The sequence below is a fragment of the Streptacidiphilus albus JL83 genome, from assembly GCF_000744705.1.
Classification (GTDB): domain Bacteria; phylum Actinomycetota; class Actinomycetes; order Streptomycetales; family Streptomycetaceae; genus Streptacidiphilus; species Streptacidiphilus albus.
This window is the reverse complement of record NZ_JQML01000001.1, coordinates 5,099,373-5,124,198: the sequence shown is the minus strand read 5'-3', so window position 1 is coordinate 5,124,198 and position 24,826 is coordinate 5,099,373. Positions and strand designations below refer to the sequence as shown.

Annotated in this window: 24 protein-coding genes and 2 tRNA genes; 13 read left to right on the top strand and 13 right to left on the bottom strand. The window is 72.0% G+C overall.

Going from position 1 to position 24,826, the window contains the following annotated elements; translation table 11 throughout:
* Window positions 1-151: 151 nt before the first annotated feature.
* Both BS75_RS22310 and BS75_RS22305 read left to right on the top strand, forming a co-directional pair.
* Window positions 152-925 carry an ABC transporter ATP-binding protein gene (locus tag BS75_RS22310; protein ID WP_042437459.1) on the top strand — a complete coding sequence of 258 codons (774 nt, stop codon included), beginning with the start codon at window positions 152-154 and terminating at the stop codon, window positions 923-925.
* Window positions 922-3,567, top strand: coding sequence for an FtsX-like permease family protein (locus tag BS75_RS22305; protein WP_081982512.1), 2,646 nt, complete (start codon window positions 922-924; stop codon window positions 3,565-3,567). The genes BS75_RS22310 and BS75_RS22305 overlap by 4 nt, the downstream gene beginning before the upstream one ends.
* Window positions 3,568-3,642: 75 nt before the next feature.
* On the opposite strand, the gene BS75_RS22300 is transcribed toward BS75_RS22305, so the two are convergent.
* Window positions 3,643-4,284, bottom strand: a complete 642-nt coding sequence (locus tag BS75_RS22300; protein ID WP_034089517.1) for a response regulator — start codon at window positions 4,282-4,284, stop codon at window positions 3,643-3,645.
* A gap of 42 nt (window positions 4,285-4,326) precedes the next feature.
* Window positions 4,327-5,484: a sensor histidine kinase gene (locus BS75_RS22295; RefSeq protein ID WP_034089516.1), complete on the bottom strand. Its 1,158-nt coding sequence runs from the start codon at window positions 5,482-5,484 to the stop codon at window positions 4,327-4,329.
* 178 nt (window positions 5,485-5,662) lie between these two features.
* Between BS75_RS22295 and BS75_RS48410 the strand changes: the two genes are divergently transcribed.
* Window positions 5,663-5,839 carry a hypothetical protein gene (locus BS75_RS48410; protein WP_156164277.1) on the top strand — a complete coding sequence of 59 codons (177 nt, stop codon included), beginning with the start codon at window positions 5,663-5,665 and terminating at the stop codon, window positions 5,837-5,839.
* A 597-nt stretch (window positions 5,840-6,436) separates the two neighbouring features.
* Here the strand turns inward: BS75_RS48410 and BS75_RS22290 are convergent.
* Window positions 6,437-7,555 (bottom strand): Lrp/AsnC family transcriptional regulator, encoded by a 1,119-nt coding sequence (locus tag BS75_RS22290; RefSeq protein WP_052440035.1) that lies wholly within the window; start codon window positions 7,553-7,555, stop codon window positions 6,437-6,439.
* A gap of 108 nt (window positions 7,556-7,663) precedes the next feature.
* Between BS75_RS22290 and BS75_RS22285 the strand changes: the two genes are divergently transcribed.
* The 7 genes from BS75_RS22285 (at window position 7,664) to BS75_RS22260 (ending at window position 13,849) form a co-directional block, all read left to right on the top strand.
* Window positions 7,664-8,848: a M20 metallopeptidase family protein gene (locus BS75_RS22285; RefSeq protein WP_034089515.1), complete on the top strand. Its 1,185-nt coding sequence runs from the start codon at window positions 7,664-7,666 to the stop codon at window positions 8,846-8,848.
* A 41-nt stretch (window positions 8,849-8,889) separates the two neighbouring features.
* Entirely contained in the window at window positions 8,890-9,216 is a 327-nt protein-coding gene (locus BS75_RS22280; RefSeq protein WP_042437460.1) for a nuclear transport factor 2 family protein, read from the top strand.
* A gap of 151 nt (window positions 9,217-9,367) precedes the next feature.
* Window positions 9,368-10,528: a PP2C family protein-serine/threonine phosphatase gene (locus BS75_RS22275; RefSeq protein WP_042437461.1), complete on the top strand. Its 1,161-nt coding sequence runs from the start codon at window positions 9,368-9,370 to the stop codon at window positions 10,526-10,528.
* 566 nt (window positions 10,529-11,094) lie between these two features.
* Window positions 11,095-11,235, top strand: a complete 141-nt coding sequence (locus BS75_RS49430) for a hypothetical protein (RefSeq protein ID WP_169790769.1) — start codon at window positions 11,095-11,097, stop codon at window positions 11,233-11,235.
* Window positions 11,236-11,273: 38 nt separating this feature from the next.
* Entirely contained in the window at window positions 11,274-11,567 is a 294-nt protein-coding gene (locus BS75_RS22270; RefSeq protein ID WP_034089514.1) for a Dabb family protein, read from the top strand.
* 156 nt (window positions 11,568-11,723) lie between these two features.
* Window positions 11,724-12,608, top strand: a complete 885-nt coding sequence (locus tag BS75_RS22265) for an RNA polymerase sigma factor SigF (RefSeq protein WP_081982511.1) — start codon at window positions 11,724-11,726, stop codon at window positions 12,606-12,608.
* 377 nt (window positions 12,609-12,985) lie between these two features.
* A complete protein-coding gene (locus BS75_RS22260; protein ID WP_408022596.1) occupies window positions 12,986-13,849 on the top strand; it encodes an RNA polymerase sigma factor SigF in 864 nt (287 codons plus the stop codon).
* 160 nt (window positions 13,850-14,009) lie between these two features.
* Here the strand turns inward: BS75_RS22260 and BS75_RS22255 are convergent, their stop codons facing one another.
* The 4 genes from BS75_RS22255 to BS75_RS22240 form a co-directional block, all read right to left on the bottom strand.
* Window positions 14,010-14,912 (bottom strand): tyrosine-protein phosphatase, encoded by a 903-nt coding sequence (locus BS75_RS22255; RefSeq protein WP_052069610.1) that lies wholly within the window; start codon window positions 14,910-14,912, stop codon window positions 14,010-14,012.
* A gap of 259 nt (window positions 14,913-15,171) precedes the next feature.
* Window positions 15,172-15,363 carry a hypothetical protein gene (locus tag BS75_RS22250; protein WP_034089512.1) on the bottom strand — a complete coding sequence of 64 codons (192 nt, stop codon included), beginning with the start codon at window positions 15,361-15,363 and terminating at the stop codon, window positions 15,172-15,174.
* A 104-nt stretch (window positions 15,364-15,467) separates the two neighbouring features.
* Window positions 15,468-16,763, bottom strand: coding sequence for an enolase C-terminal domain-like protein (locus BS75_RS22245; protein WP_034089511.1), 1,296 nt, complete (start codon window positions 16,761-16,763; stop codon window positions 15,468-15,470).
* Window positions 16,760-17,701 (bottom strand): 5-dehydro-4-deoxyglucarate dehydratase, encoded by a 942-nt coding sequence (locus tag BS75_RS22240; RefSeq protein WP_034089510.1) that lies wholly within the window; start codon window positions 17,699-17,701, stop codon window positions 16,760-16,762. Before BS75_RS22240 ends, BS75_RS22245 begins: the two co-directional genes overlap by 4 nt.
* Window positions 17,702-17,870: 169 nt before the next feature.
* Between BS75_RS22240 and BS75_RS22235 the strand changes: the two genes are divergently transcribed.
* Window positions 17,871-18,824, top strand: a complete 954-nt coding sequence (locus BS75_RS22235; protein ID WP_034089509.1) for an aldo/keto reductase — start codon at window positions 17,871-17,873, stop codon at window positions 18,822-18,824.
* A gap of 32 nt (window positions 18,825-18,856) precedes the next feature.
* On the top strand, window positions 18,857-19,489 hold the full coding sequence (locus BS75_RS22230) for a nucleoside/nucleotide kinase family protein (protein ID WP_034089508.1): 633 nt from the start codon (window positions 18,857-18,859) through the stop codon (window positions 19,487-19,489).
* A 7-nt stretch (window positions 19,490-19,496) separates the two neighbouring features.
* On the opposite strand, the gene mscL is transcribed toward BS75_RS22230, so the two are convergent.
* The 5 genes from mscL to BS75_RS22205 all read right to left on the bottom strand — a co-directional run bounded on the left by mscL (window position 19,497) and on the right by BS75_RS22205 (window position 23,416).
* A complete protein-coding gene (gene mscL, locus BS75_RS22225; protein WP_034093544.1) occupies window positions 19,497-19,940 on the bottom strand; it encodes a large conductance mechanosensitive channel protein MscL in 444 nt (147 codons plus the stop codon).
* Between the two features lie 122 nt (window positions 19,941-20,062).
* Window positions 20,063-21,817 carry an MDR family MFS transporter gene (locus tag BS75_RS22220; protein WP_152645754.1) on the bottom strand — a complete coding sequence of 585 codons (1,755 nt, stop codon included), beginning with the start codon at window positions 21,815-21,817 and terminating at the stop codon, window positions 20,063-20,065.
* Window positions 21,818-22,303: a MarR family winged helix-turn-helix transcriptional regulator gene (locus tag BS75_RS22215; protein ID WP_034089507.1), complete on the bottom strand. Its 486-nt coding sequence runs from the start codon at window positions 22,301-22,303 to the stop codon at window positions 21,818-21,820.
* A 64-nt stretch (window positions 22,304-22,367) separates the two neighbouring features.
* Window positions 22,368-23,186, bottom strand: coding sequence for a DUF3626 domain-containing protein (locus BS75_RS22210; RefSeq protein ID WP_034093542.1), 819 nt, complete (start codon window positions 23,184-23,186; stop codon window positions 22,368-22,370).
* A 157-nt stretch (window positions 23,187-23,343) separates the two neighbouring features.
* Window positions 23,344-23,416: transfer RNA gene (locus BS75_RS22205), tRNA-Arg, on the bottom strand.
* 171 nt (window positions 23,417-23,587) lie between these two features.
* On the opposite strand from BS75_RS22205, the gene BS75_RS22200 reads away from it, so the two are divergent.
* Window positions 23,588-24,619, top strand: coding sequence for a polysaccharide deacetylase family protein (locus tag BS75_RS22200; protein ID WP_034089506.1), 1,032 nt, complete (start codon window positions 23,588-23,590; stop codon window positions 24,617-24,619).
* 44 nt (window positions 24,620-24,663) lie between these two features.
* Here the strand turns inward: BS75_RS22200 and BS75_RS22195 are convergent.
* A tRNA-Arg gene (locus BS75_RS22195) sits at window positions 24,664-24,736 on the bottom strand.
* Window positions 24,737-24,826 lie beyond the last annotated feature (90 nt).

Sequence of the window (24,826 nt, the reverse complement as noted above, 5' to 3'; positions counted from 1 at the left end):
ACCTTGAGGTGGAGCTGGCTCCACCTGTTCCTAGGTACCTGTGCTGTCTCAACGACGGGTACTGGCAGGCTCCTCGCTCATTCCTGCCTTCCCTAGCGTCATGGGTGGCGGTTTCGGCCGCCTGACGTGGGTGAGAGTGAGCGAGGGAGCTATGGGAGAGATCAAGTGGCGGAGCGGCGGCCCCGCCGTGGCGGTCACGGCCGAGTCGGGGGACGCATTGACCCTCGACAGGGTCAGCCGGAGGTACGGGAAGGTCGCGCCCGCGCTGGACGAGGTGAGCCTGAATGTGCCGCGCGGCGGCTTTCTCGCGGTGATGGGCCGGTCGGGTTCGGGCAAGTCCACGCTGCTGCAGTGCGCCGCCGGTCTCGAACGGCCCACCAGCGGAACGGTGCGGCTCGGGGGGACCGATCTCGCGGGGCTCAAGGAGACCGCGCTCAGTCGGCTGCGGCGGGACCGGATCGGCTTCGTCTTCCAGTCCCTCAACCTGGTGCCGTCGTTGACGGTGCTGGAGAACACCGTGCTGCCGCTGATGCTGGCGGGAGCGGCGCGGCTGGAGCGGGGGCTGGCCGCGCTGGCGTCGGTGGGCCTGGCCGACCGCGCGCAGGACATCCCGGCCAGGCTGTCCGGTGGGCAGCAGCAGCGGGTGGCGATCGCGCGGGCCCTGGTCACCGAACCGGAGGTGATCTTCGCTGACGAGCCGACGGCCGCGCTCGACCCGGTGACCGCCGACGAGGTCCTGGCGCTGCTGCGATCGGCGGTGGACCAGCGGGGCCGAACGGTCGTCCTGGTCACCCACGACCCCATGGCCGCGCAGTGGGCCGATGAGGCGATCTTCCTCGACTCGGGCAGGATCGCGGGCCGTCTGGCGCATCCGCAGGCCGGCGACGTCCGACAAGCACTTCGCGGACTGGGACGGCAGCGATGAACACGGCGGGGAAGCGCACGGCGGACAAGCGCGTCGACAGGCCGCGGGTGCGGTGGCGGGAGGGCCGCGCGGCCACGCGCCTGCTCGCCTCGCGTGCGCTGAAGACCCACCGCAGGGCATGGGCGTCCCTGTTCGTGGCGCTCGCGATGGTCTCGGCGCTGCTCGGCGGCGTGGGCCTGGCCATCGGCTCGGCCGCACTCGGCCACGCCTCGGTGGACCGGTACGCCGCGGCACCGGTGGTGGTGACCGGTAACCAGTCCACCCGGTACACGACGAAGCCCTGGGGCGACCCGCCCACGACGGCGACGGCACCGCTCACCGAAAGGGTGGGCGTGCCGATCGGCGCTGTCGAGCTGTTGCGCTCGCTGCCGGTGGTGGGGTCCGTGGTCGCGGACGACGTCTTCACCGTTCCCGGGGTACGCGTGGACAGCCGGACGGCGACCTCGGAAACGGTGGACCAGAGCCAGGTGCAGAACCAGGTGCAGAACCAGGTCCAGGTGCAGCCGGTGGCCGGACGGCCCTGGCCGGCCGCCGCTTTGGCGCCGTACGGGCTTCGTGACGGACGGGCCCCGCAGCGGCCCGACGAGGTGGTCGCGGGCTTCGGCCTCGGTCTTCGGACCGGGCAGGAGGTCACGACGGCGACCGAGGGCAGCTACCGGGTCGTCGGGGTGGCGGACGGTCCGCCGGCGCTCTACTTCACCCAGGACCGCGCGCAGGAGCTCGCGGGTCACCCGGCCTCGGTCGACGCCATCGGGGTGCTGCCCGCCTCCGGGGTCTCGGCACGGCAGCTGTACACCGAGGTGCGGCACGCCCTGGACGCCGCCCACATGCAGGACATGAGTGCGGGCCGGCGGGCTCCTGGGGATTCCTCGTCGCTGCGGGTGCTGACAGGTGACGGTCGCGGGAATGCCGAGTATCTGGCGACCGCACCCGTCCAGGGCGAGCTGTTGGGGATGCTGGCCACGGTCTCCGGGCTGGTTCTCGTGATCGCCCTGCTGGTTCTCTCCTCCCTGGTGGCCCAGGCACTCCAACAGCGCTCCGGTGAACTGGCCCTGCTGCGCGCGGTCGGGATGACGCCGCGCCAGCTCCGCTCCTCGGTCGGGAGGGAGGTCGTGCGGATCGGCATGTGGGCCGCACTTGTCGGCGCGGTCGCCGCGGTCCCGGCCTTCCTGGGACTGTGGCACCTGCTACGGGCCCAGGGGGCGCTGCCGGACGGCCTCGAACTGCCCACCCCGCCCTGGCTGTTCACCGTGGTCCTGGTCACGGCAGGGCTGACGGTCGGTGCCGCGCGGGCGGTCGTCCCGTTCGCCTGCGGCCGCCCCACCGGGCGCCCGGCGGAACCGGGGACGGCCCGGCGGATCACCGGTCTGGCCCTGCTGTTCTGCGGGGTGAGCGCGGCGGGTGCCGCGACCCTGCAGAACAGTGACACCGCCGCGGCTGCGGCGGGGACGGCGGCCGTGACCATGGTCGCCGCCTGCGCGCTGCTCGGCCCGTGGATCGCTCGCGGTGCGCTGCGCGTCCTGGGTGGACCGATGCGGCATCTGGGCGGAGCGTCCGGCAGGCTCGCGGCCGCTGCCTGTGCGTCGGACACCCGCCGACTGGGCGCGGCGATCACCCCGATCGTGCTGGTGATCGCCTTTGCCGCGGTCCAGTTCTCGGCGGGCGCCACGATGGTCCACGCAGGGGCCGCGCAGGCCGATCGGGCGATGCGCGCCGAGTTCTCGGTGTCGGGTGCCGGAATCACGGCGCAGCAGGCCCTCAGGGTGCCGGGGGTCGCGGCGGCCACGGACATCCTGCCGGGCACGGTGATCCTGCCGCACACCTCGGCGGGCAGCCCGCTGCTGGACCGACTGCCCGTACTCGGGGTCACCCCCGGGGGACTGACCGGCACCCTGGACCCAGAGGTGACCGACGGCAGTCTCACCGATCTCGGACAGCCCGGCACCGTGGCGGTGGGCGCCGAACGCGCCAAGTCCCTCGACGTCGGGGTCGGTTCGACGGTGACCCTGCGCTTCGACGACGGGGAGCAGCAGCGGTTGCGGGTGGTTGCGGTCTACGACCGCTCGCTGGCCCTGGGCGACTTCATGCTGGCCGAAGGCGAACTGGCTCGGCACATGTCCGCGCCGGCAGCGGAACAGGTCCTGGTCGCGACGGACCCGGGCGTGAACACGACCGGCGTCCGGCACGCCCTGCAGAGTCTCGCCCCCGGCGCGGGAGCCCAGGTCCAATCACCCGCCGCGCCGATACAGCTCACCGTCGAGGGCGCGCAGCTGAACAGCACCATGTCGACGGTGCTGATGGCCGCGATCGCCGCCCTCACCGTCATCGCGGTGTTCAGCACACTCGCGCTGATCACGGTCGGCCGGTGTCCCGAACTGGCCCTGCTGCGCCGCCTGGGCGCGAGCCGGGGGCAACTGCGCCTGATGCTGCGGGTGGAGGCGGCAGCGGTCACCGCGACCGGCCTGGTGGTGGGCGCGGCCGTCGCCGCGTTCCCCCTGCTGGCCTTCACCCTGACGGTCGCCCACAGCCTGCCGTACCTGCCGCCGGCCGAGCTGGGCCTGATGGTGGCGGTCCCGGTGCTCACCGGCTTCGCGGGCGTACTCGCCCCGGCCCGCCGAGTGCTGCGCCGCCGCACCACCTGACCCGGAAGGGCTCAGGAATGCAGGGGCTCAGGAATGCAGGGGCTCAGGAATGCAGGGGCTCAGGAATGCAGGGGCTCAGGAGTTGAGGAAGGCGAGGACCGCCAGCACCCTGCGGTGCCCGGTGTCGCTCGGTGGCAGGCCCAGCTTCGCGAAGACGTTGCTGATGTGCTTGTGCACCGAGCGCTCCGTGATCACCAGTGCCTTCGCGATCGACGCGTTGTCCTGGCCCTGTGCCATCAGGCCCAGGACCTCGCGCTCCCTGGGAGTGAGGCCGTCCAGCGGATGGTCGCGGCGGCGCTGCATCAGTTCCGTCACCACCTCCGGGTCCAGCGCTGTACCGCCAGCCGCCACCCGCTCCAATGCGTCGAGGAACTCGTCGACCCGGCCCACCCGGTCCTTCAGCAGATAGCCGACACCCCGGGCGCCGCCGCTGAGCAGCTCGGCGGCGTAGGTCTCCTCGACGTACTGGGACAGGACCAGGACCGGCAGGTCCGGCAGCTGCTCGCGGGCGGCGAGGGCCGCCCGCAGCCCCTCGTCGCGGAAGGCGGGCGGCATCCGGACGTCCAGCACGGCGACGTCCGGACGGTGCTCCAGCAGCAGTGGCAGTACCTCCGGACCGGTGGAGGCCACACCCACCACCTCGTGCCCCGAGGACGAGAGGAGCAGTTGCAGCCCCTCCCGCAGCAGGACGTTGTCCTCGGCGATCACTACCCGCACGACGGTTCCCCTCGGAGACGGTCTACCTCTGAGCCTGAGTGGTCACCACGCGCACGGCAGCTCCACAGTGATCACAGTAGGGCCTCCCACCGGGCTGGTGATGCCCACGGTTCCGTCGAGCGCCGCCACCCGGCGACGCAATCCGAGCAGCCCCGAGCCGTCACCGCTCGCCAGGGCTCCGCCGCGCCCCTCGTCCCGCACCGAGATGCGGAGCATCCCGGGCGACCGGACCAGTTCCACCCGGGCCTGGTCGGAGCCGCTGTGTTTGGCGGCATTGGTCAGCGCCTCCGCCACCGCGAAGTACGCCGCCGCCTCGACCGCCGCGGGTGCGCGCGGCCCGTCCTCGACGCCGCCGGTCTCGACGTCGACGGCCAGCCCGCTGCCCGCCGCCAGCGCACGGACGGCCCCGGCCAGTCCGCGGTCGGTCAGGATCGGCGGGTGAATGCCGCGCACGACATGGCGCAGCTCGGTCAGGGCCGTCTCGGCCTGGTCCTGTGCCTCCTCCAGCAGCCGTCGCGCGGTCGCCGGGTCGGAGTCGTACGCCCGACGGGCCAGGCCCAGCCGCATGGAGAGCGCCACCAGGTGCGCCTGCGCCCCGTCGTGCAGGTCCCGCTCGATCCGGCGCAGTTCCGCGCCGTGGGCGGCCACCGCTCCCGCCCTGGTGACGGTCAGCTGCTCGATCCGGTCGGCCGTACCGGCATCCGGGGAGGGCTGCAGCAGCAGGTGCGACCAGGACGCCTCCAGGTCGGCGAGCCGCCCGATCACCGGCAGCAGCACCGCATCGTTCCTGGCCGCGCCGCACCAGACAGCGTCGACCAGTAGCGCGGGCACCCACAGCAGCAGCGCCGCACTCATCAGCGCCATGCCGTAGACGAGGTCCGCAGCCATCCACAACAGGTCGCGCGCCGTGCCGGGATCACTGGCTGCTGTCCGCAACCGCGCTGTCAGCGAGCCGGCCAGGGGCAGATACGCCTCCGGCAGCGGTTCCCCGGTCCATTCGGAGGTACGGCGGCGCTGAAAGCCCGCCAGCCGGCGCAGCGTGAGTACGCCCTCGGGCAGCAGACCGGCGCCGATCACGGTCAGCGAGAGGACCGTGGTGACCATCAGCATGCCGAGCAGCAGGTAGCAGGCCACGCTGACTCCCGCTCCGACCAGCAGCTGGACCGAAGCCCTTCCCGCTCTACGGACCGGTTCGCGCATACGGATCAGGCTAGGCGACCCGCGCGGGGAGCGGGGTGTAGCGGGCTACACCATTGATCGGGGGGACTGCTCTGATGTGTGCGCCCGAGCGCACGGGCAGAGTGGATGACGTAAGGGAGGCAGCCCCCAGACCAAAGCTGCCGATCACTTTTCAGCTCAACACAGGAGGCACCACCCCATGAAGGCCACGCTCTGGATTCTGTTCGTCATCGCTCTCTGCGCGGCCGTCTACTTCACCAACTTCGCCGACCTCAGCGGAACCACCGAGATCATCAGCCGGGCTGTGTCGGGCGTGGTCGCCCTCGCCACCGGAGTCGGCCTGTGGCTGGTGCGCGGCGAGAAGGACGCGTCCTAGCCACCCCGCCCACGCCCGGAGCCCGGCAGGCGTGCGCGGTTGCCGCCCACCGCGTCCGCGCAGGACCGGGCCCGGCGGCGGACCGGCGCAGCCCCGGTCGCATTCATGTTCGCCCCCCTTGCCGGCGGGCGCGTCCTCGTCCGAGGAATCCGTGCCGCGACCCCGCTGGCACAGTCGGCCAGACAGCAGGGAATGGTGCACCGTTGAGGAGGATCTGGAAGTGGATGCGCGCCGTGGACGTCGAGGCGGTGATCTTCTTCGTCTCAGCGGCGTACATCCTGTGGCGATGGTCCACCTGGCCGTCGTGAACAGCGGCCCGAGGCAGTGATCGGCTGAGCCGAGTCGGTCTTGGCTGTCTGCAGTCTCATCCGCCGCTGTCCGCGCTCGTCCGGCTACGGCCTTGATGTCGAGCCGAGCCCGCCTGACCTGCGGTAATGAACCGAGGCGAACAGCTGTGGATCATGGCGAACCGCCCGCAGAACCCAGGTGCAGACCTCGAAAGCGTGTGTGTGGGGCACCTTCACCGTGGGTTCGAATCCCACCGCTACTGCTCTGAGCAGGACAGACGTGAGGCCCCGACCGGTGACGGTCGGGGCCTCACGCGTTCCGGTCCCGACCGGGGTGCGGCGCGGGGACCGGGGTCGGGTCCCGCCAGATGTCCATCGGGACGGCGCGGAGCGCGCGTCCGTCCGCGTCGAGGATCCGGCCCATCCGCTTCACGGTGCGCAGTGACACGCGGCGCTCGGCCACCCGCAGGTCGGGGAACCTCCGGGCGAGGGCGGACTCCAGTCGCTGTACGTCGGCGAGCGAGCGCTGCCAGACGGAGAGGATGAGGTTGTGGGCGCCGGTGACGGACACGCACAGCCGGATCTCGGGGAGCCTGGCGAGTTGGGGGCCGACCTCCTCGAACCGGTCCGGGGGAAGGTCGGCCCGGAAGGTCGCCATCACCGGTCGGCCGGCATCGCGGGCGGCGATCTCGCAGCGGAAGCGGATCGTGTCGGTGGCGGCCAGCCGGTCCAGGCGGCGGCGCAGCGTGGACGGGCTGAGCCCGGTGGCGGCGGCCAGCTCGGCCTGGTCGAGGCGGCCGTCGACGCCCAGTCTGATCAGCAACTCCCGGTCCTCCTCCCGGACTTCGGCTCGCGCTCCGGACAGTGGCCCGGCGCCCGACGGGTGATCGCCGTGCAGCTCCACGCGCTGGGCGGGGTCCAGTGAGTCCAGTCGCCAACGAATCCCCTCGGCGTAGAAGCCGGTCGCCAGGTGGACGCGGACGGCGTTGACCCCGGGGAGCCGGCCGAGCCGCTCGGTGGTGTACCGGGAGACCGCCGCCAGGTCGGTGAAGGCCGCGGTGACGACGAGGTCGCAGCCCTGGGAGTGGTGCTCGATGCTCATCACGTGCGGGTCCTCGGCCAGGTCGTCGGCGATCTGCCGGAGCCGGTCGGGAGCGCAGTCGAGGTCGAGGTAGGCGACGCAGCCGCGGTCCTCGGGGTGCGGCAGGCCGTAGGCGGTCACCCAGGCGATCCCGGCCTCCGAGAGCCGTCGCCAGCGGCGGGCAGCGGTGACCGGGCTGATCCCGAGGGTCTGGGCGAGCAGCGACCAGGGTGCCCGGGGCCGCAGCTGCAGCGCGTTCACCAGGGCGAGGTCCAGCTCGTCCACGGTCACATCGGCGCCGGTCACCGTCGACCGCCGGTGGATTCGTTCATCGGAGGGCCTCTTCATGGTGTGATCCTGCGAAATCGCGGGAGATTCCCGCCGTAACACCCAGAATCACGGAACAAGATCGCTCTGCGCAAACTCCCGCCACCGGCGGTTTCGACGGAGGTACCCGTGTCCCTGTACGACGACGCTCTAGGGCTGGCCCCGGACCTGATCCGGCTCCGCCACGACCTCCACCGGATCCCCGAGTTGGGCCTCGCCCTGCCGCGCACCCAGGAGCGGGTGCTGCAGGCCCTCGACGGACTGCCGCTGGAGGTGAGCCTGGGCTCCGCGCTGAGTTCGGTCACCGCCGTGCTGCGCGGCGGCCGACCGGGTCCGGCGGTGCTGCTGCGCGCCGACATGGACGGCCTGCCGATCGCCGAGAAGGCCCCCCTGCCGTTCGCCGCCGGCAACGGCGCCATGCACGCCTGCGGACACGACCTGCACACCGCCATGCTCGCGGGCGCCGCGCACCTGCTGGCCGCACGGCGGGAGCAGCTCCACGGCGACGTGGTCCTCATGTTCCAGCCCGGCGAGGAGGGTTGGGACGGAGCCGGCGCCATGCTGGCCGAGGGCGTGCTGGACGCGGCGGGCCGACGCCCGGTCGCCGCCTACGCCCTGCACGTGGCGTCGGCCATGCCGCAGGGGGAGTTCAGGTCCCGGCGCGGGCCGATCCTGGCCGCCTCCGACGCGCTGAACGTCACCGTCCACGGCGCCGGCGGCCACGGCTCGGCGCCGCATCGGGCCAAGGACCCCGTCCCGGCGGCCTGCGAGATGGTCACCGCCCTGCAGACCATGGTGACCCGCCGCTTCGACGTGTTCGATCCGGTGGTGGTCACCGTCGGGCTGCTCCAGGCGGGCACCCAGCGCAACATCATCCCCGAGACCGCCCGGTTCGAGGCGACCGTGCGCACCTTCTCCGCCGAGGCGCGGGCCAAGGTCGCCGACAGCGTGGTGGAGCTGGCCAGGGCCATCGCCGCCGCCCACGGCCTACGGGCCGAGGTCGAGTACCTCCCCGGGTACCCGGTGACCGTGACCGACGGGGCCGAGACCGACTTCCTGGCGGACACCGTCCGGGAGGTCTTCGGCGAGGAGCGCTACCAGCCGATGCCGAACCCGATGACCGGGGCGGAGGACTTCTCCCGGGTACTGGAGGCCGTTCCGGGCTCGTTCGCGTGGCTCGGCGCCGCGCCGAAGGGGGCCGACCTCGACAACCTGCCGCTCAACCACTCGCCCTACGCGGAGTTCGACGACGCGGTGCTCTCCGACGGCGCCGCGCTCTACGCCGAACTCGCCACCCGCCGTCTCGCCCTCTGAACCATCCGTCAGATTCACCCGGGTTAGGACTGATCACGCACATGACCGATCCGCGCGCGGTGGTCGAGCAGCAGCTCACCGCCTACAACAGCCACGACATCGACGCCTTCGCCGCCGCCTATGCCGAGGACGTCCTCATCCAGCGGCGTGACGGCAGTCTGCTGCAGGGCCGCCAGGCCCTGCGCGACCACTACACCGGGCAATTCGCCCAGGGCCGCTGCCGGGCCGAGATCCTGGGGCGGCTCGGCGAGGGCGACTGGGTGGTCGACCACGAACTGGCCCACGGCGTGGCCGCCGATCCGATCCGCACCCTGGTGGCCTACCGGGTTCGCGAGGGCCTGATCGATCGCGTCGACTTCCTCGGCTGAACAGCACCGGACGCTCGACGGGCCAGTCAGGACGAGACAAGGGCAAAACTGGCTTTTGCCCGGTTTAGGTACCCTTGGCTTGACGCCCGTCTGCCCCACGCCGGGCGACGGAGCGGAGACAGGCCGGCCCCAGGGAGACGGGAGACACCACATGCATTCGCGCGGCAGGCTGCGGGACACGGTCACCACCGTTCTGCCCTACGCCGCACTCGCGGGTGCGGTCGTGGGCGACCTGGCGGCCGGCGACGACATCGTTCTGCTCCCGCTCTGCTCGATCGGCCCCGCCCTGGCCTCGGCCAACCGCAGCCTGCTCCGGGTGCTGCTGTCGGGCGTCGTCGCGCTGCTGGTCTGCTTCGTGATGGCGACCGCCAACGGCCTGGAGTTCCAGGCCCGGGGCGTGGTCGCCTATGTGGCGGTCGCCGCCGTCACCGCCGCGGCGGCCTACGCCGCCTCGATGCGCACCAGGTCCGAGCAGGAGCGGCAGAACGCCGAACGCGAACTCGCCGAGGTGCGGATGGTCGCGGACGTCGCCCAGCAGGTCATCCTCCGCCCGGTGCCGGCCCGCATCGGCGGTCTCGACCTCGCCTTCTCCTACACCTCGGCCGCCGCCACGGCCACGATCGGCGGCGACCTCTACGAGGCCGTGCCGATCCCGGGCGGCCTGCGCGCGGTGGTCGGGGACGTCCAGGGCAAGGGGCTGGACGGGGTGCGCAGCGCGGCCACCGTCCTGGGCGCGTTCCGCGAGGCCGCACCGGAGGCCGCCACGCTGGAGCAGGTGGGCGCGCGGCTCGAACGGGCGCTGGGACGCCGGAGCGACAGCGAGGAGTTCGTCACCGCCGTCCTGGTCGAGTGCCGCGACGACGGTGAGGTCACCGTGCTGAACTACGGCCACCCGGCGCCGCTGATCCGCCGGGCCGAGGGCACCACCGAGTTCGCCGAGCCTGCCGTGCCCGGCCTGCCGCTGGGCCTCGGCTCGCTGGGCGACTCCGAGCCCGGGCGCTGCACGGCGGTGCTGCGGCCGGGCGACCGGGTGCTGCTCTACACCGACGGCGCGGCCGAGGCCAGGGACGCGGCCGGCGAGTTCTTCCCGGTCCCCGACCACGCGCACCTGCTCGACGCGGACGACCTGCACGACGGCCTGGACGGCCTGCGCCGGGCACTCACCGCGCACACCTCCGGCCCGCTCGACGACGACGCGGCCATGTTGCTGGTGCGGTTCGCGCCCACCGGCCCGGCCGACCCCGCGCAGCGGCTGACGCCCGCCGGGGCGGCGACGACGGCGCTGTCACCAGACAGCGGGTCGGCAGCCTGAGCCCCGGTCGGGGCCGGCGGCAGTCGGGGCGGGCGGAAGTCGGGGGCGGTTAGCAGCCGGGCGGGCGGCCGGGCGGGCGGCCGGGAACGCAAAAGGGCCCCTTCCTCGGGTTGACCACCATCTGCCCGGGGAAGAGGCTCACGGTCCTTGCGGACCTGAGGTTGGCAGGGGGGCGGTTGCGGGGGGACAAGCCGCCCCCCTGGGCGGAACCCCACAACCGGGCCGCGTCGGGGGAAGTCGCGGCGCCGGTCCCACAGCGGGGGTTCCGGATCCTCATACCGGGAGGTTCCTGCCAGACCCGCTCGGTACACCACCAACTCTGCTACACGAACATGCGTCGCGCATCCGGCATTGGACCCGATTTGGCAGGACTTATGACCCACCGTCCTGACACGCTCGTTACCCCTGGGACCGCAGGGGCACCGGAACACCCGATGCCCGGCAGACCGGTCATATGAACGGCCTTCGGCGCTAGGCTTCGGCCAACAGGGGTAGCGCGGCAGGGGTGGCACGGCGGGTGCACCAGGGAGGCGGACGGGGTCATGGGGCAGGCAAGGAAGATCGCGATGTATCTACTGGTCATCTTTGTGCTCTACACGATCATCACCTCGCCCGTACGCGCGGCCTCGCTGGTCCAGGTCGGCTTCACCGGGATATCGAACGCGGCCAAGTCGGTGGGCACCTTCATGACCAGCCTGGTGAAGTAGTCTCGGGAGATCTCGATCAACCGTCCGAGGAGCGCCCGATGATCCGCCACCTGGTCCTTTTCAAGCTCAACGAGGGCGTCACCAGGGACGACCCGCGAGTCGTCGAAGGCGCCGAGGTCTTCGCCGAGCTGGGCACGAAGATCATCGAACTGCGCGAATGGGAGTGCGGGTGGAACGTCACCGACCGTGACATCGCCTACGACTTCGCGATCAACAGCCTCGTCGACGACGCCGCCGCGCTCCAGGCGTACCTGGTCCACCCCGCGCACCAGGCCGGCGTCTCCCTGTGGAAGGCCTTCGCGACCTGGGTGATCGCGGACATCGAGGTCTGACCGGGCCGGGGGGTGGCCGAACGGGCGGCCGGATCGGCCGCGGCACCGCCGGACGGCGGCTTTCGTTCACTCCCCCGAACAGTTCCCACCAACACACCTGTATGCGGTGCTTGCCCCGATAGCATGTGTCTTGTGATGCTATGACCGGTTTGCCGGATGGTGGACTGGGGCACGCGTTGCGCCTCTTGGGAGCTCGCGAGGGGCGGCGTGTCGGTGCAGACACAGGGGAGCGCGAAGGACGAGGGTGACGCACCCGCGGCCGCCGTCCCCGTGGACCAGTCACGGGTGGATGTGCGCACCCTCACTCGGGTCCTGTTCGAACGGCTGGCCGAGCTGCCGCCCGGGGCCCCCGAGCGCGAGCGGGTCAGGGCCGCACTGATCGAGGTCAACCTGCCGCTGGTCCGCTACGCCGCCGCCCGCTTCCGGGGCCGCAGCGAGCCGATGGAGGACGTGGTCCAGGTCGGCACCATCGGGCTGATCAACGCGATCGACCGGTTCGACCCGACCCGCGGCGTCCAGTTCCCCACCTACGCCCTGCCGACCATCCTCGGCGAGATCAAGCGGTACTTCCGCGACAACGTCCGCACCATGCACGTGCCGCGCCGGCTCCAGGAGCTGTGGGTCCAGGTCAGCGCCGCGATGGAGGACCTGACGGTCGCCCACGGCCGGATGCCCAAGATTCCGGAGATCGCCGCCAACCTGCGGATCCCGGAGGAGGACGTCCGGGCCTGCCTGGACGCCGGACGGGCCTACAACGCCACCTCGCTGGAGGCGGCACAGGAGCACGACGGCGGGCTCGCCCTGCTCGACCGCCTCGGCTACGAGGACGCGACCCTCACCCATGTGGAGCATCGGGACATGGTCCGGCACCTGCTGGTCCAGCTGCCCGAGCGGGAGCGGCAGATCGTGATGCTGCGCTTCTTCGGCAATCTGACGCAGTCGCAGATCAGCACCGAGCTCGGAATGTCGCAAATGCACGTATCCCGGCTGCTGGCAAGGATCTTCACGCGGTTGCGCAACAGCAACTCCTGGGAACACTAGCCTCCCCCGCAGCACCCGTGACCGGCCCAGAAGCAGCCGTTTTCCCTCGCACTCCAAGCCAAACCAGGCCTGACGACACGTTACCGCCGCGTGACATCTGGTCCTGTTCGGGTTTGCAGGGGATGCTGTGCCGGTATCCCAGTGGAGGTACATCGAGTCGTCGTCTTGTCGACTCTTCGACAGTTGTGCAGACATGAGGGGGTAGCGTGTCCGTAAACCTGGGCAGCCCTGAGGTTCACTCCACCACGTCGGTCCTGCCCGCCCCCCGGGCGGTCGGACCGGAGCACGCGGTGCCCGACATCGTGCTGTCGGAGGTCGTCGTCCTCTCCAAAACCGCAGTCAAGGCCGCCGCCGTGCCGACCGTCGCGGACCGGTCAGTGATCTCACGCACCGTCATCCCGCCGACGGTGCTGCTGACGGAGGCCGCCCCGGCGGACGCCGCGGCGGCCGACGGCGGCGACCCGGTCGTCGAGAGGGACGGGCTCGACACCCGCACCCTCTCCCGCTCGCTGTTCCAGCGCTTCGCCACGCTGACGCCCGAGTGCCGCGACTACACCTACGTCCGCGACACCCTGATCGAACTCAACCTCCCGCTCGTGCGCTACGCCGCGGCCCGGTTCCGCAGCCGCAACGAGCCGATGGAGGACATCATCCAGGTCGGCACCATCGGTCTGATCAAGGCCATCGACCGCTTCGACAACGAGCGCGGCGTCGAGTTCCCGACCTTCGCCATGCCCACCATCATCGGCGAGATCAAGCGCTTCTTCCGCGACACCAGCTGGTCCGTCCGCGTCCCCCGGCGGCTGCAGGAGCTGCGGCTCTCGCTCACCCGGGCCGGCGACGAGCTCTCGCAGAAGCTGGACCGCTCGCCCACCGTCGCCGAGTTGGCCGCCTGCCTGGGCGTCAGCGAGGAGGACGTGGTGGAGGGCCTCGCCGTCGGCAACGCCTACACCGCCAGCTCGCTGGACACCGCCCCGACCGACGAGGACGGCGACGGACCGCTGGCCGAGCGCCTCGGCTACGAGGACGCCGCCATGGAGGGCGTGGAGTACCGGGAGTCGCTGAAGCCGCTGCTGGCCCGGCTGCCCGCCCGGGAGCGGCGGATCATCATGCTGCGCTTCTTCGGCAACATGACCCAGTCGCAGATCGGCGACGAGATCGGCATCTCGCAGATGCACGTCTCCCGGCTGCTCACCCGCACCCTGGCCACGCTCCGCGAGGGCCTGATCTCGGAGGCCTGATCGCACGGTCGTGGAAGCACAGGAATTCGCCGAGCGGGGCGGCCCGAGCCACCGCCCCGCGCGCGAAGCACCGGAGTCAGCAGAACGCCGGAGTCAGCAGAACGCCCGGGTCAGCAGAGCGCCGGGGTCAGTGAGCGCCGGGGTCAGTAGAGCGCCGGAGTCAGTCCGTCAGCAGGTTGGCTCGGAGCGCGGCCAGCTCGGCCGCATCCAGGTCGAGCCCGTCGGTGAGGAAGCTCTCGAAGTCCGTCCACCCCTCCGCCACGGCCGCGAAGGCGGCGTCCAGGTAGGCCGCGTCGGCCCGGAGCACCGGGAGGATCAGCGAGGGGTCCTCCAGTACCTTGTGCCGGGTGAAGGACTCCATGATCCGCTCCACCACCGCCGCCGAGCGCTCGTTGGTGAGCAGGTAGTCCGCGTAGACCGTGTCCCGGTCCACTCCGAGCGCCGTCAGCACGATCGCCGCCACCCAGCCGGTCCGGTCCTTGCCGGCCGTGCAGTGGAACAGCACCGGCGTGCCCGCCTGGTCGGCCAGCAGCCGAACCGTCTCCGCGAAGCGCGTACGGATCACCGGGTCGGTCACGAACCAGCGGTACATCTCCGTCATGATCCGCTCGCCCCCGCCGTCGCCGAGCAGCGCGCGCTGCGCCGCCGCGTCCTGGCTGCCGAGGACCTCCCGCAGCTCGACGTAGATGTCGTGGTCGGGCGAGTACACCGGCAGGTGCAGCAGCCGGATCGCGTCGCCCTCGACCACGGCGACGCCGTCGGTCAGCTCCACCGTGGCGATGTCGACCGGGTCCAGCCCCGGCAGCCGGTCGCTGCCGTTCTCCTGGACCTCGTTGAGGCCGCGCAGGTCGACGACCTGGCGGACGCCGATCGCGGTCAGCGTCTCCAGGTCGGCGTCGTCGAGCCGGACCAGTGCCTCGGCCCTGAGGGCGACCCCGCTGCGCACGGTCCGCCCCTCGGCGGTGCGGTAGCCGCCGAGGTCACGGGCGTTGGCGGCGGTGTTCAGGCCCAGGCTGCGGGCCGGGACGGGTGCCTGCGGGTGGATCGTCTGCGGCTCGCTCACGTCGGCCTCTCTCCCCTGCTCGAACCGGTCCGAGCTAGCGTGTGGGCAGTGCCCGGCCAGTCTAGGCAGGCCCGCGAACAGCGCCGGGGCCGGTACCGGTGCCCGAGGTCGCGTACCGGCCGCCGGGCGTCGCGGCCGGGGCGCACCACGGCCCCGCAGCGGACCGCCGGGGGCGACGGTCGGCTGCGGGGCCGTGGTGAACGGACGGGAGCCGTGGTGAACGGGGGACGGGAAGGGCGCGGTACGTCCGCCCCCGCGACTACTTGATCGCGAGGTAGACGACGCCGATCACGACCACGAGCGCGACGATCACGCCAAGAGTGATCATTCCGGTGCGGCTGCCGCCGCTGACGGCGGTGGCGGGCTGGGGCTGGGGATCGTCGACGAAGGCACGGAACATCTGGGTGCTCGCGGACGGATCCTCGACGGGGGTGTTCTGGTAGTCGGCCATGGCAGAGGACTCTAGCCAATCCGGACGAACAGTAGTCACTTCGACGTGTCGCAGTCCTGTACCAGAGTGGCCGGACCGGTTGCCCGGACGGTCCGTCTCCGTGCTCACCAGCCGGGCTGCCGGGGGCGGAAGCCGGGCTCCACCCGCTGCCGGTAGCCGGTGTCGTCGCGGCGGCGCAGCCCGCAGCGCAGGTAGAGCTCGTGCAGCCGGGCCAGGCCGTCCGGGTCCAGCTCGACGCCGAGGCCGGGCCCCGACGGCAGCGGCACCGCACCGTCGACGAAGCGCAGCGCACCGGGCCGGACGACATCCTCGTCCGCGCGCTTCCAGGGCCAGTGGGTGTCGCAGGCGTAGTCGAGCTGCGGGGTCGCCGCGGCGACCTGGACCATGGCGGCCAGGCTGATCCCGAGATGGCTGTTGGAGTGCATGGACATCCCGACGCCGAAGTCCGCGCACAGTCCCGCGAGTTCGCGGGTGTGCCGGAGGCCGCCCCAGTAGTGGTGGTCGGAGAGCAGCACCCCGATCGCCCGCGCCCGCAGGGCCGGGGCGAGGTGCTCGGGGGCGACCACGCACATGTTGGTGGCGAGCGGCATCGGCGCGCTGCGGGCGACCTCGGCCATGGCGTCGATGCCGGCCACCGGGTCCTCCAGGTACTCCAGCACCCCGTCGAGCCGTTCGGCCACCTGCAGCGCGGTCGGGACGGTCCAGGCGGCGTTGGGGTCGAGCCGGAGCGGCAGCCGGGGGAAGGCGGCCCGCAGTGCGAGCACCGCCTCCACCTCCTCCTCCGGGGGGAGGACCCCGCCCTTGAGCTTGACCGCGCCGAAGCCGTAGCGGTCGATCATGCGCCGGGCCTGACGGACGACGGCGTCGGCGTCCAGCGCCTCGCCCCACTCGTCCCCGCCCTCTTCGACGCCGGTCGGGCACCCCGCCCCGGGGTGCCCGGCCCACTTGTAGAAGAGGTAGGCGGAGAAGGGCACGCTGTCCCTGACCGGGCCGCCGAGCAGGTCGGCGACGGAACGGCCGACGGTCCGGCCCTGGGCGTCCAGGCAGGCGACCTCGAAGGCGGCGAAGACCGACAGCAGGGTCTTGCTGGTGGACCCGGCGCCGGTGAGTCCGTGCCGGTCGGCGAAGGCGCCGCCGCCGAGCGCGGCCGCGACGGCCTGCTCGATCCGGCCGAGGTGGAACACGTCCAGGCCGATGACGGCCTCGGCCGAGGTGCGGAGCAGTTCCAGGAAGGCGTCGTCCCCGTAGGACTCCCCGAGCCCGACGACGGCGCCCTCCGGTCCCTCGCAGTGCAGTTGGACGACGCTGCGCAGCGCGTAGGGCTCGTGCACGCCGACGGCGTTGAGCAGCGCGGGATCGTGGAAGGCGACGGGCGTGACGGTGATCCGGCGGATCCTCATCCCCTGGCCGCCCGCTCGGCCAGGACCGCCCGGCCGGCCGCGACGATCCGGGCCAGCTCCGCGACGTGTTCGGGCCGGGGCTCGACCAGCGGCGGACGGACCGGGCCGACCGGAATCCCTTCGAGCCGGGCGGCGGCCTTGATCAGCGCGACGGCGTAGCCGGGGACCTGGTCGCGGAGGTCGGCCAGCGGCAGCAGGAAGGCCGCCAGCAGCGCGTCCACCAGGGCGTCGTCGCCGTTGTCGAGGGCGCGGGCGAAGGCGTGGGCGAGGTCGGGGGCGAAGGCGTGCACCGCCGAGGAGTAGCTGCCGACGCCGATGGCCCGGTAGGCGCGGGCGGAGAGCTCGGCGGTGGGCAGGCCGTTGAGGAAGTGGAACCCGCCCGCCCGGGGATGGTCGCTGGTACGGACGGTGGCGACGATGCGCTGCATCTGCTCGATGTCGCCGATGCCGTCCTTGAGGCCGATCACCGGCTCCAGGTCGAGCAGGGCCAGCGCGGTGGCGGGGCTGAGCCGGGCGTTGGCGCGCTGGTAGACGATCACCGGCAGCGCGCTGTCGCGGACGACGTAGCGGATGTGGTCGAGCACCCCCTCGGGGGTGGAGCCGACCAGGTAGGGCGGCAGCAGCAGGATGCCGTCGGCGCCGGCCGCGGTGGCGTCGGCGAGGTGCTCCCGGGCGATGGCGGGGCCGCCGCCCGCTCCGGCGAGGACCGGGACCCGTCCGGCCGAGGTCTTCACCGCGATGGCGACGACCTGGCGGTACTCCTCGCGGCCGAGGGCGGTGAACTCGCCGGTCCCGCAGGCGACGAAGACGGCGGTGGTGCCGGCCGCGATCTGCTGGTCGACATGGGCGGCGAAGACCTCGCCGTCGAGGCGGTCGTCGTCGGTGAACGGGGTGAGCGGGAAGGAGAGCGGCGGGACCAGGGCAGCGTGCAGATCCATGGGGCTCCTCGACTTGGGTGACGGCAGAGCGACGGCACTCACGACAGTGTTCATGTTCGTGAATGCAATTCACTGTACTGAACATCGGAAGATCAGGGGAGACCCCCCTCGGCCCGCCTCCGAGCCCCGGCCGGAAATACCCGGTCGACCCCCGGTGTTGTGCCGACACATGACGACCTCTCACCGCACCCCGCTCGGCTCCAGCGACCTGCAGGTCTTCCCGCTGGCCCTGGGCGGCAACGTCTTCGGCTGGACGGCCGACGAATCCACCTCCTTCGCCGTGCTCGACGCCTACGCTGCGGCCGGCGGCAACTTCGTCGACACCGCCGACGCCTACTCGGCCTGGGCCCCGGGCAACAAGGGCGGCGAGTCCGAGACCATCCTGGGCCGGTGGGTGGCCGCGCGCGGCAACCGCGACCAGGTCGTCATCGCCACCAAGGTCGGCGCCCACCCCGAGTACAAGGGGCTGCGGGCCGCCAACATCACCGCCGCCACCGAGCAGTCGCTGCGCCGTCTCGGCACCGACAGCATCGACCTGCTCTACACCCACTTCGACGACGAGAGCACCCCGGTCGAGGAGATCGTCACGGCGCTGGACGGCCTGGTCCGGGCCGGCAAGGTGCGGCAGGTCGCCGCCTCCAACATCTCCCCCGCCCGGCTGACCGCCTCGCTGGAGTTCGCCCGGGCCGAGGGCCTGGCCGCGTACGTGGCCCTCCAGCCCGAGTACAACCTGGTCGCCCGCGACCGCTACGAGGGCGAACTCGCGGAGGTCGCCGCGAAGTTCGGGCTCTCGGCGGTCCCCTACTACGGGCTGGCGGCCGGCTTCCTCACCGGCAAGTACCGGGAGGGCGGCCCGGCCGTGGACAGCGTCCGCGCCGGCGGCGCCGCCAAGCACCTGGCCTCGGAGCGCGGCAAGAAGGTGCTCACGGCCCTGGACACCGTCGCCGCCGCACACCGGGCGGAGGTCGCCACCGTGGCCCTGGCCTGGCTCGCCGCACAGCCCACCGTCGCCGCGCCGATCGCCAGCGCCCGGAACGTGGAGCAGCTGCCGGCCCTGGTCGCGGTGGCCGAGCTGGAACTGACCGCGGACGAGCTGGCGCTGCTGAACGACGCCTCGGCCTGATCACCCGTCCACACCGGGCGCACTGGAGTGACGTGCAGGTCCGACCGCTGACCCCGGACGCGCTCGCCGACACCGTCGGCGAGCGCGTCGCCGGGCTGCCGCTGCCCGAGGGCGGGCGGCTCCGCATCGCCGTGGACGGGGCCCCGGCCGCCCGCACCGCCGTACTGGCCGATGCCGTGGCCGAGCGGCTGCGGCTGCTCGGCCGCCCGGCGCTGCGGATCGACGCCGGCGACTTCCTCCGGCCCGCCTCGCTGCGGCTGGAGTACGGCCACCGGGACGCCGACGCCTACTACGACGGCTGGCTGGACGCCAACGCCCTGTTCCGCGAGGTCTTCGACCCGCTGGAGCCGGGCGGCAGCGGCCGGGTACTGCCGGCGCTGCGCGACGCGAGCGCGGACCGGGCCAAGCGGGCCGTGCCGGTGGAGCTGCCGCCCGGCGGCGTCCTGGTACTCGACGGGCCGCTGCTGCTGGGCCGCTGGTTCCCACTGGACCTGACCGTCCATCTGCGGCTCGGCCCGGCCGCGCTGGCCCGGCGCACCCCCGCCGACCAGCAGTGGACGCTGCCGGCCTTCGCCCGCTACGAGCAGGAGGCGCGCCCGGCCGAGGCGGCCGACCTGGTCGTCCGGGCCGACGACCCGGCCCGCCCGGCGCTGGTGGTCGGCTGACCCGAGATCAGTGGTGGACCGGCTTCTGCAGCGGCAGGCCCTGCGGCGGCGCGAGCTGCACCGTGCAGAAGGCGCAGCGGGTGGCCGCGAGCGGCACCGCGCTCAGGCACTCGGGGCAGTCCTTGGTGGTGACCGCGGGCTCCTTCTTCGGGGTGAAGCGCTCCGTCAGCTTGTTCACCGGCAGCACCACGCAGAAGTAGATGAACGCGGCGACCAGCACGAAGCTGATCACGGCCTGGACGAAGGTGCCGTAGGGGAACTTCACCCCGTCGACGGTGAAGACCGCCGAGCCGAACTCACCCTTGGTACCGCTGATCAGACCGATGATCGGGGTGAGGAAGGCGGCGACGAAGCCGGTGACGATGGCGGTGAACGCCGCGCCGATGACGATACCGACCGCGAGGTCGACGACGTTGCCGCGCAGCAGGAAGCCGCGGAAGCCCTTCACGATGTGCTCTCCAGACTGTTCATGCGCCCGGACCGGCGCGGCAACACCCTCCCAGTTGGAGCACCACCAGCGCCACCGGCCCCGCCCCTTTCGGGGGCGGGGCCGGTCACGTGTCCGAGCGGTCGTCAGAGGGCCGGCTCCTCCGGGACCCACTCGGCCGCCAGCTCGTCCTTCAGCTGCTGCCTGTCGGCCGCGGCGGCGTCCTGTGCCCGGGCCTGCATGGCGGACACCTTGCGCAGCGGCACCTCCTTGATGAAGAGCACCAGCACGAAGGCGACGGCGGTGACGATGCCGCCGAGCAGGAACACCGTGTGCATCGAGTCGGCGAAGCCCTGCTTGAACGGGTCGGCGAAGACCTCGGTCAGCTTCTGGATGAACGAGGAGTCGCTGAGCACGGAGGAGGCGCCGCTCCGGGCCGCCGCCGGGTGCTTGAGCATCTCGATCACCGGAGCGTTGTTCGGGTCGGCGACCACCGCCGGGTCGTGCAGCGCCGCCTGGAACTGGGCGGTCTTCGCGGCTCCGGTGAAAGCGGTCTGGATCTTCCCGCCGACGCTGCTGAACAGCACCGAGAGGAAGACCGCGGTGCCCGCGGTCGCGCCCAGCTGCCGGAAGAAGGTGGCGGAGGCCGTGGCCACGCCCATGTCCTGCGGCCGGACCGCGTTCTGCACCGCGAGCGTCAGCGTCTGCATGGTGAAGCCGAGGCCGACGCCGAGCAGCAGCATGAAGGCCATGGTCTCGGGCAGCGGGGTGTTCCACTGCACCAGCTGCTGGAACAGCACCATCGCCACGGTCATCAACGCCGTGCCGATCACCGGGAAGATCTTGTAGTGCCCGGTGCGGGCGATCAGCTGGCCGGTGGCGATGGACGCGGTCATCATGCCGAGCATCAGCGGCAGCATCATCAGACCGGACTCGGTCGGGCTGGCGCCCTTCACGATCTGCAGGTACTGCGGGATCATCAGCATCCCGCCGAACATGCCCGCGCCGACCAGGACCGACAGCATGCTGGTCTGACTGAAGACCTTGCTGCCGAAGAGCCGCATCGGGATCAGCGCGTCGTCGCCCATCCGGCGCTCGACCAGGATCCAGGCGATCACGCCGACGATGCCGACCGCGAAGCAGGCCAGCGAACGGGTCGAGCTCCAGCCCCAGCCCTGCCCCTGCTCGGCGACGAGCAGCAGCGGGACCACGCCGACGGCGATCAGGACCGCGCCGAGCCAGTCGATCCGGTGCTCGCGGCGCTTGTGCGGGACGTTCAGCACCTTGGCGACGACGACCAGCGCCGCGATCCCGATCGGGACGTTGACCAGGAACACCCAGCGCCAGCCGGCGATCCCGAGGATCGTCGACTGTCCCGCCAGGAAGCCGCCGACCAGCGGGCCCAGCACGCTGGAGGTGGCGAAGACCGCCAGGATGTAGCCCTGGTAGCGGGCACGCTCGCGCGGCGGGACGATGTCGCCGATGATCGCCAGCGCCAGCGACATCAGACCACCGGCGCCGATGCCCTGGAAGGCGCGGAACCCGGCCAGCTCGATCATCGAGGTGGAGAACGTGCAGGCCATCGAGCCGACGATGAAGATGCTGATCGCGGCGAGGAAGAAGGGCTTGCGGCCGTAGAGGTCGGAGAGCTTGCCGTAGAGCGGCGTGGCGATGGTGGAGGTGATCAGATAGGCGGTGGTGGTCCACGCCTGCTCGCTCAGCCCGTGCAGGTCGTCGGCGATGGTGCGGATCGCGGTGCTGACGATCGTCTGGTCCAGCGACGCCAGGAACATGCCCATCATCAGACCGCTGAGAATGGTCAGGATCTGGCGGTGGCTCAGCCCGCCCCCGGACTCGGGTATCTGTTTACCGGCGGTGGCCGCGGACGGACTGCTGCTCACTTACTTGTCTCCTTGGTGCTGCCCGGTGCCGCCGAAGAGCTGGGCGTGGTTCTCTGCGAGGTCGTCGTTGAGGCGGGTGAAGAGGCGGACCAGCTCATGGCGGTCCTGATCCGGCCAGACGTCGAGGATGGCCGCCAACTGGTCGGTGCGCTGCGCACGGTAGTGCTCGAAGGCGGCGATCCCGTCGGCGGTCGCGGACAGCAGGGTGCCGCGCCGGTCCTCGGGGTCGGGGCTGCGCTCCACCAGGCCCCGGTCGACCAGGGAGCGGATCTGCCGGCTCACCGTGGAGAGGTCGAGGTAGGTGTCGGCGGCCAGGTCGGTCGCGCGCCGGGGGCCGCAGCGGGCGAGCCGGCTGAGCAGCAGCCGGTCACCGCCGGCCGGGTCGTCCTTGGCCCGTTGCTTCCACGCGGTCACCAATCGCACGAAGCGAGCGATCTCGTCGCCCAGTGCGTTGGCCGCCTCGGCTGCCGTCGCCGTGCCGCCCATGGTTACTCTCCGTCACGTACTGCTTACATTGTTGCTTGCGTCTAGCAACTAAATGTACACCACACTACTTGCCGGGCACGCCGTACCTGGCCAGGTAGTGCCAGACCCGCTTCAACGCCTGTGCGTCATGGCGTCCGGTGGCTGCGGCGGCCCCGATGAGGGCGGGGTCGAGCCGCCCGTCGACGGCGATCTCCGCACCCAGGTCGACGAACTCCTGCCCCCGGTAGCCCGGGTGCCGACGCAGTTCGTCGACGGTGAGGACCACCCCCGGGTGCCACTCCAGCCGGCACGGCAGCGCCCGCGCCGCGTCCTCGACCGCCGTCCCCCGGTAGCAGGGGTCGAGGACCAGGGCCTCGACGTCGCGCCCCAGTAGCACCGGGCCGTGCACCTGCGCCTCGATGTAGTCGTCCAGCGCGTCCTGCCGGTCGGCCTCGGCCACCGCGATCAGCGGCATCGCGGCGGCGACCCCGAAGTGCGCCGGCTCCTGGACGCTGTCCGGGTAGCAGAAGGTGGTCCTGGCTAGGGTGGGCGCCGCCAGCCGGAAGAAGGCCGAGCCGAAGCGCGGCGCGGCCCCGAGCGCCCCGCCCCGGAAGTCCAGCGCGCCGTAGACCGGACGCGCGGAGGCCGGCGCCCCGTCGTAGGCCCCGCCGAAGATCCGGGCCTCCCAGCGCCAGCGGTCCCCGCCGGGAAAGGCGGTCAGTCCGCCGTTGCTGGTACCGGTCACGAACTGGGAGCGGTAGCCGCCGTCCTCCGCCATCGCCCGCAGGATCGGGCGGCCGTCGGCGGCCGCCCGGTCCGGGTGGAAGTTCAGGGTCACCCGCAGCGCGGGATCGAGCGGCGGCCCGGACGAGACGGAGGCCACCTGCCGCAGCGCGCGTTCCATCGGGGAGCGGTCCTGCAGCTCCTGCAGGCTCTGCGGAAACGGTTCGGCGATGTTCATCCGGCCAGCCTGCCCGATCCGGGCCGGGCGCCGCCCCTCCTGTTTCGCCCGTGCGGACGACGAAGGCCCCCACGGTTTCGTGGGGGCCTTCGACCTGCTGTGCGCTCAGCAGGATTCGAACCTGCAACCTCTTGATCCGTAGTCAAGTGCTCTATCCGTTGAGCTATGAGCGCGCTCGGTCCGCTGCATACCGGCTGCTTTCGCCGGATTCGTGCGCTTCCAGTCGACAACTCTAGCGCACCGGAGCGGGCCCTCCCCGCCCGGCCGCCTCCGCCGGCGGCGGGTGACAGCTTTCGGCGGGGCTGTGATCATTCGTCCGGTGGACGAACGAGACGGGAGCTGAAATGTGGTCAGCTGGAATCGCCTGGGACCGGGCCGGCTACACGGTGGCCTGTGTCCGCAGCGACGGGACGGCCGGGCCGGGCGCGCGGTTCGGGGCCGATGAGGTCGCCCGGATCGCGGCGCATGTGCGCACCGTCTGCGGCCCCGGCGCGACCGTGGTCGTGGACAGCACCAACGGGCTGCTGGACGGCCCGCTGCGGGTGTTCGGACTGACCGTGCTGCGGGCCGACCCCTGGGACCTCCCGGCCCGGCCGTCCGACGCATCGGTCACCGCCGCCGAGCTGGCGGCGTGCGCGCTGGCCCGTCCCGGACGGCTGGTCGCGACCGACGACGACGCGGGCACGCTGAGCGGCCGCGTCGCCGAGCTGGCGGCGCACGCGGAGCGCAGCGCGGAGACGGCGGCCGACCTGGCCGGGCAGGGGCGGTACCTGCTGCGCGGCGACGGGGGCGGCGCAGGGCACGGCCGGCGGATCGCGCTCACCTTCGACGACGGCCCGACCGCCCCCTACACCGACCGGGTCCTCGACATCCTGCGGGACCACGGCGTACCCGGCACCTTCTTCTGCGTCGGGCTGCACGCCGCCGCATCCCCCGGCACGGTCGCCAGGATCGCCGCCGAGGGCCACGGCATCGGCAACCACACCTGGTCGCACCCGTTCCTGCCCGACCTGTCCCGGGACGACCTGCTGTTCCAGCTCGACGCGACCAACGCCGCGCTCGAAGCGGTGACCGGGGTCAGGCCCGGCCACCTCCGCACGCCCTACGGCTCCCGCACGCCGGACACCCTGCGCTGGACGGCCGAGCACGGGATGACCACCGTGCTGTGGGACACCGACACCCAGGACTGGGCCGCCCCCGGGGCGGAGCAGATCGTGGCCAACGCCCGGCAACAGGCCCGTGACGGCTCGATCGTGCTGATGCACGACGGCGGCGGCGACCGGAGCCAGACCGTCGCCGCGCTGCCGGTGCTGATCGGCGGGCTGCTGGACGACGGCTACCGGCTGGTGACCGTCGACGAACTGGTCGGCGCCTGAACGGCGAAGGCCCCCACGTTTCCGTGGGGGCCTTCGACTTGCTGTGCGCTCAGCAGGATTCGAACCTGCAACCTCTTGATCCGTAGTCAAGTGCTCTATCCGTTGAGCTATGAGCGCTCTGCTCGGCTTCCGGACGTTTTGCACTCGCCCCGCTGCCTTGCGAGAACTACATTACACGAGCACCAGCTCCGGGTGAAATCGAGTTTC

Coding starts and splice junctions, on each gene's coding strand:
- BS75_RS22310 (WP_042437459.1), top strand. CDS start 152: ATGGGAGAGATCAAGTGGCGGAGCGGCGGCCCCGCCGTGGCGGTCACG.
- BS75_RS22305 (WP_081982512.1), top strand. CDS start 922: ATGAACACGGCGGGGAAGCGCACGGCGGACAAGCGCGTCGACAGGCCG.
- BS75_RS22295 (WP_034089516.1), bottom strand. CDS start 5,484: ATGCGCGAACCGGTCCGTAGAGCGGGAAGGGCTTCGGTCCAGCTGCTG.
- BS75_RS48410 (WP_156164277.1), top strand. CDS start 5,663: ATGAAGGCCACGCTCTGGATTCTGTTCGTCATCGCTCTCTGCGCGGCC.
- BS75_RS22290 (WP_052440035.1), bottom strand. CDS start 7,555: ATGAAGAGGCCCTCCGATGAACGAATCCACCGGCGGTCGACGGTGACC.
- BS75_RS22280 (WP_042437460.1), top strand. CDS start 8,890: ATGACCGATCCGCGCGCGGTGGTCGAGCAGCAGCTCACCGCCTACAAC.
- BS75_RS22275 (WP_042437461.1), top strand. CDS start 9,368: ATGCATTCGCGCGGCAGGCTGCGGGACACGGTCACCACCGTTCTGCCC.
- BS75_RS49430 (WP_169790769.1), top strand. CDS start 11,095: ATGTATCTACTGGTCATCTTTGTGCTCTACACGATCATCACCTCGCCC.
- BS75_RS22270 (WP_034089514.1), top strand. CDS start 11,274: ATGATCCGCCACCTGGTCCTTTTCAAGCTCAACGAGGGCGTCACCAGG.
- BS75_RS22265 (WP_081982511.1), top strand. CDS start 11,724: ATGGTGGACTGGGGCACGCGTTGCGCCTCTTGGGAGCTCGCGAGGGGC.
- BS75_RS22250 (WP_034089512.1), bottom strand. CDS start 15,363: ATGGCCGACTACCAGAACACCCCCGTCGAGGATCCGTCCGCGAGCACC.
- BS75_RS22245 (WP_034089511.1), bottom strand. CDS start 16,763: ATGAGGATCCGCCGGATCACCGTCACGCCCGTCGCCTTCCACGATCCC.
- BS75_RS22240 (WP_034089510.1), bottom strand. CDS start 17,701: ATGGATCTGCACGCTGCCCTGGTCCCGCCGCTCTCCTTCCCGCTCACC.
- BS75_RS22235 (WP_034089509.1), top strand. CDS start 17,871: ATGACGACCTCTCACCGCACCCCGCTCGGCTCCAGCGACCTGCAGGTC.
- BS75_RS22215 (WP_034089507.1), bottom strand. CDS start 22,303: ATGGGCGGCACGGCGACGGCAGCCGAGGCGGCCAACGCACTGGGCGAC.
- BS75_RS22210 (WP_034093542.1), bottom strand. CDS start 23,186: ATGGAACGCGCGCTGCGGCAGGTGGCCTCCGTCTCGTCCGGGCCGCCG.
- BS75_RS22200 (WP_034089506.1), top strand. CDS start 23,588: ATGTGGTCAGCTGGAATCGCCTGGGACCGGGCCGGCTACACGGTGGCC.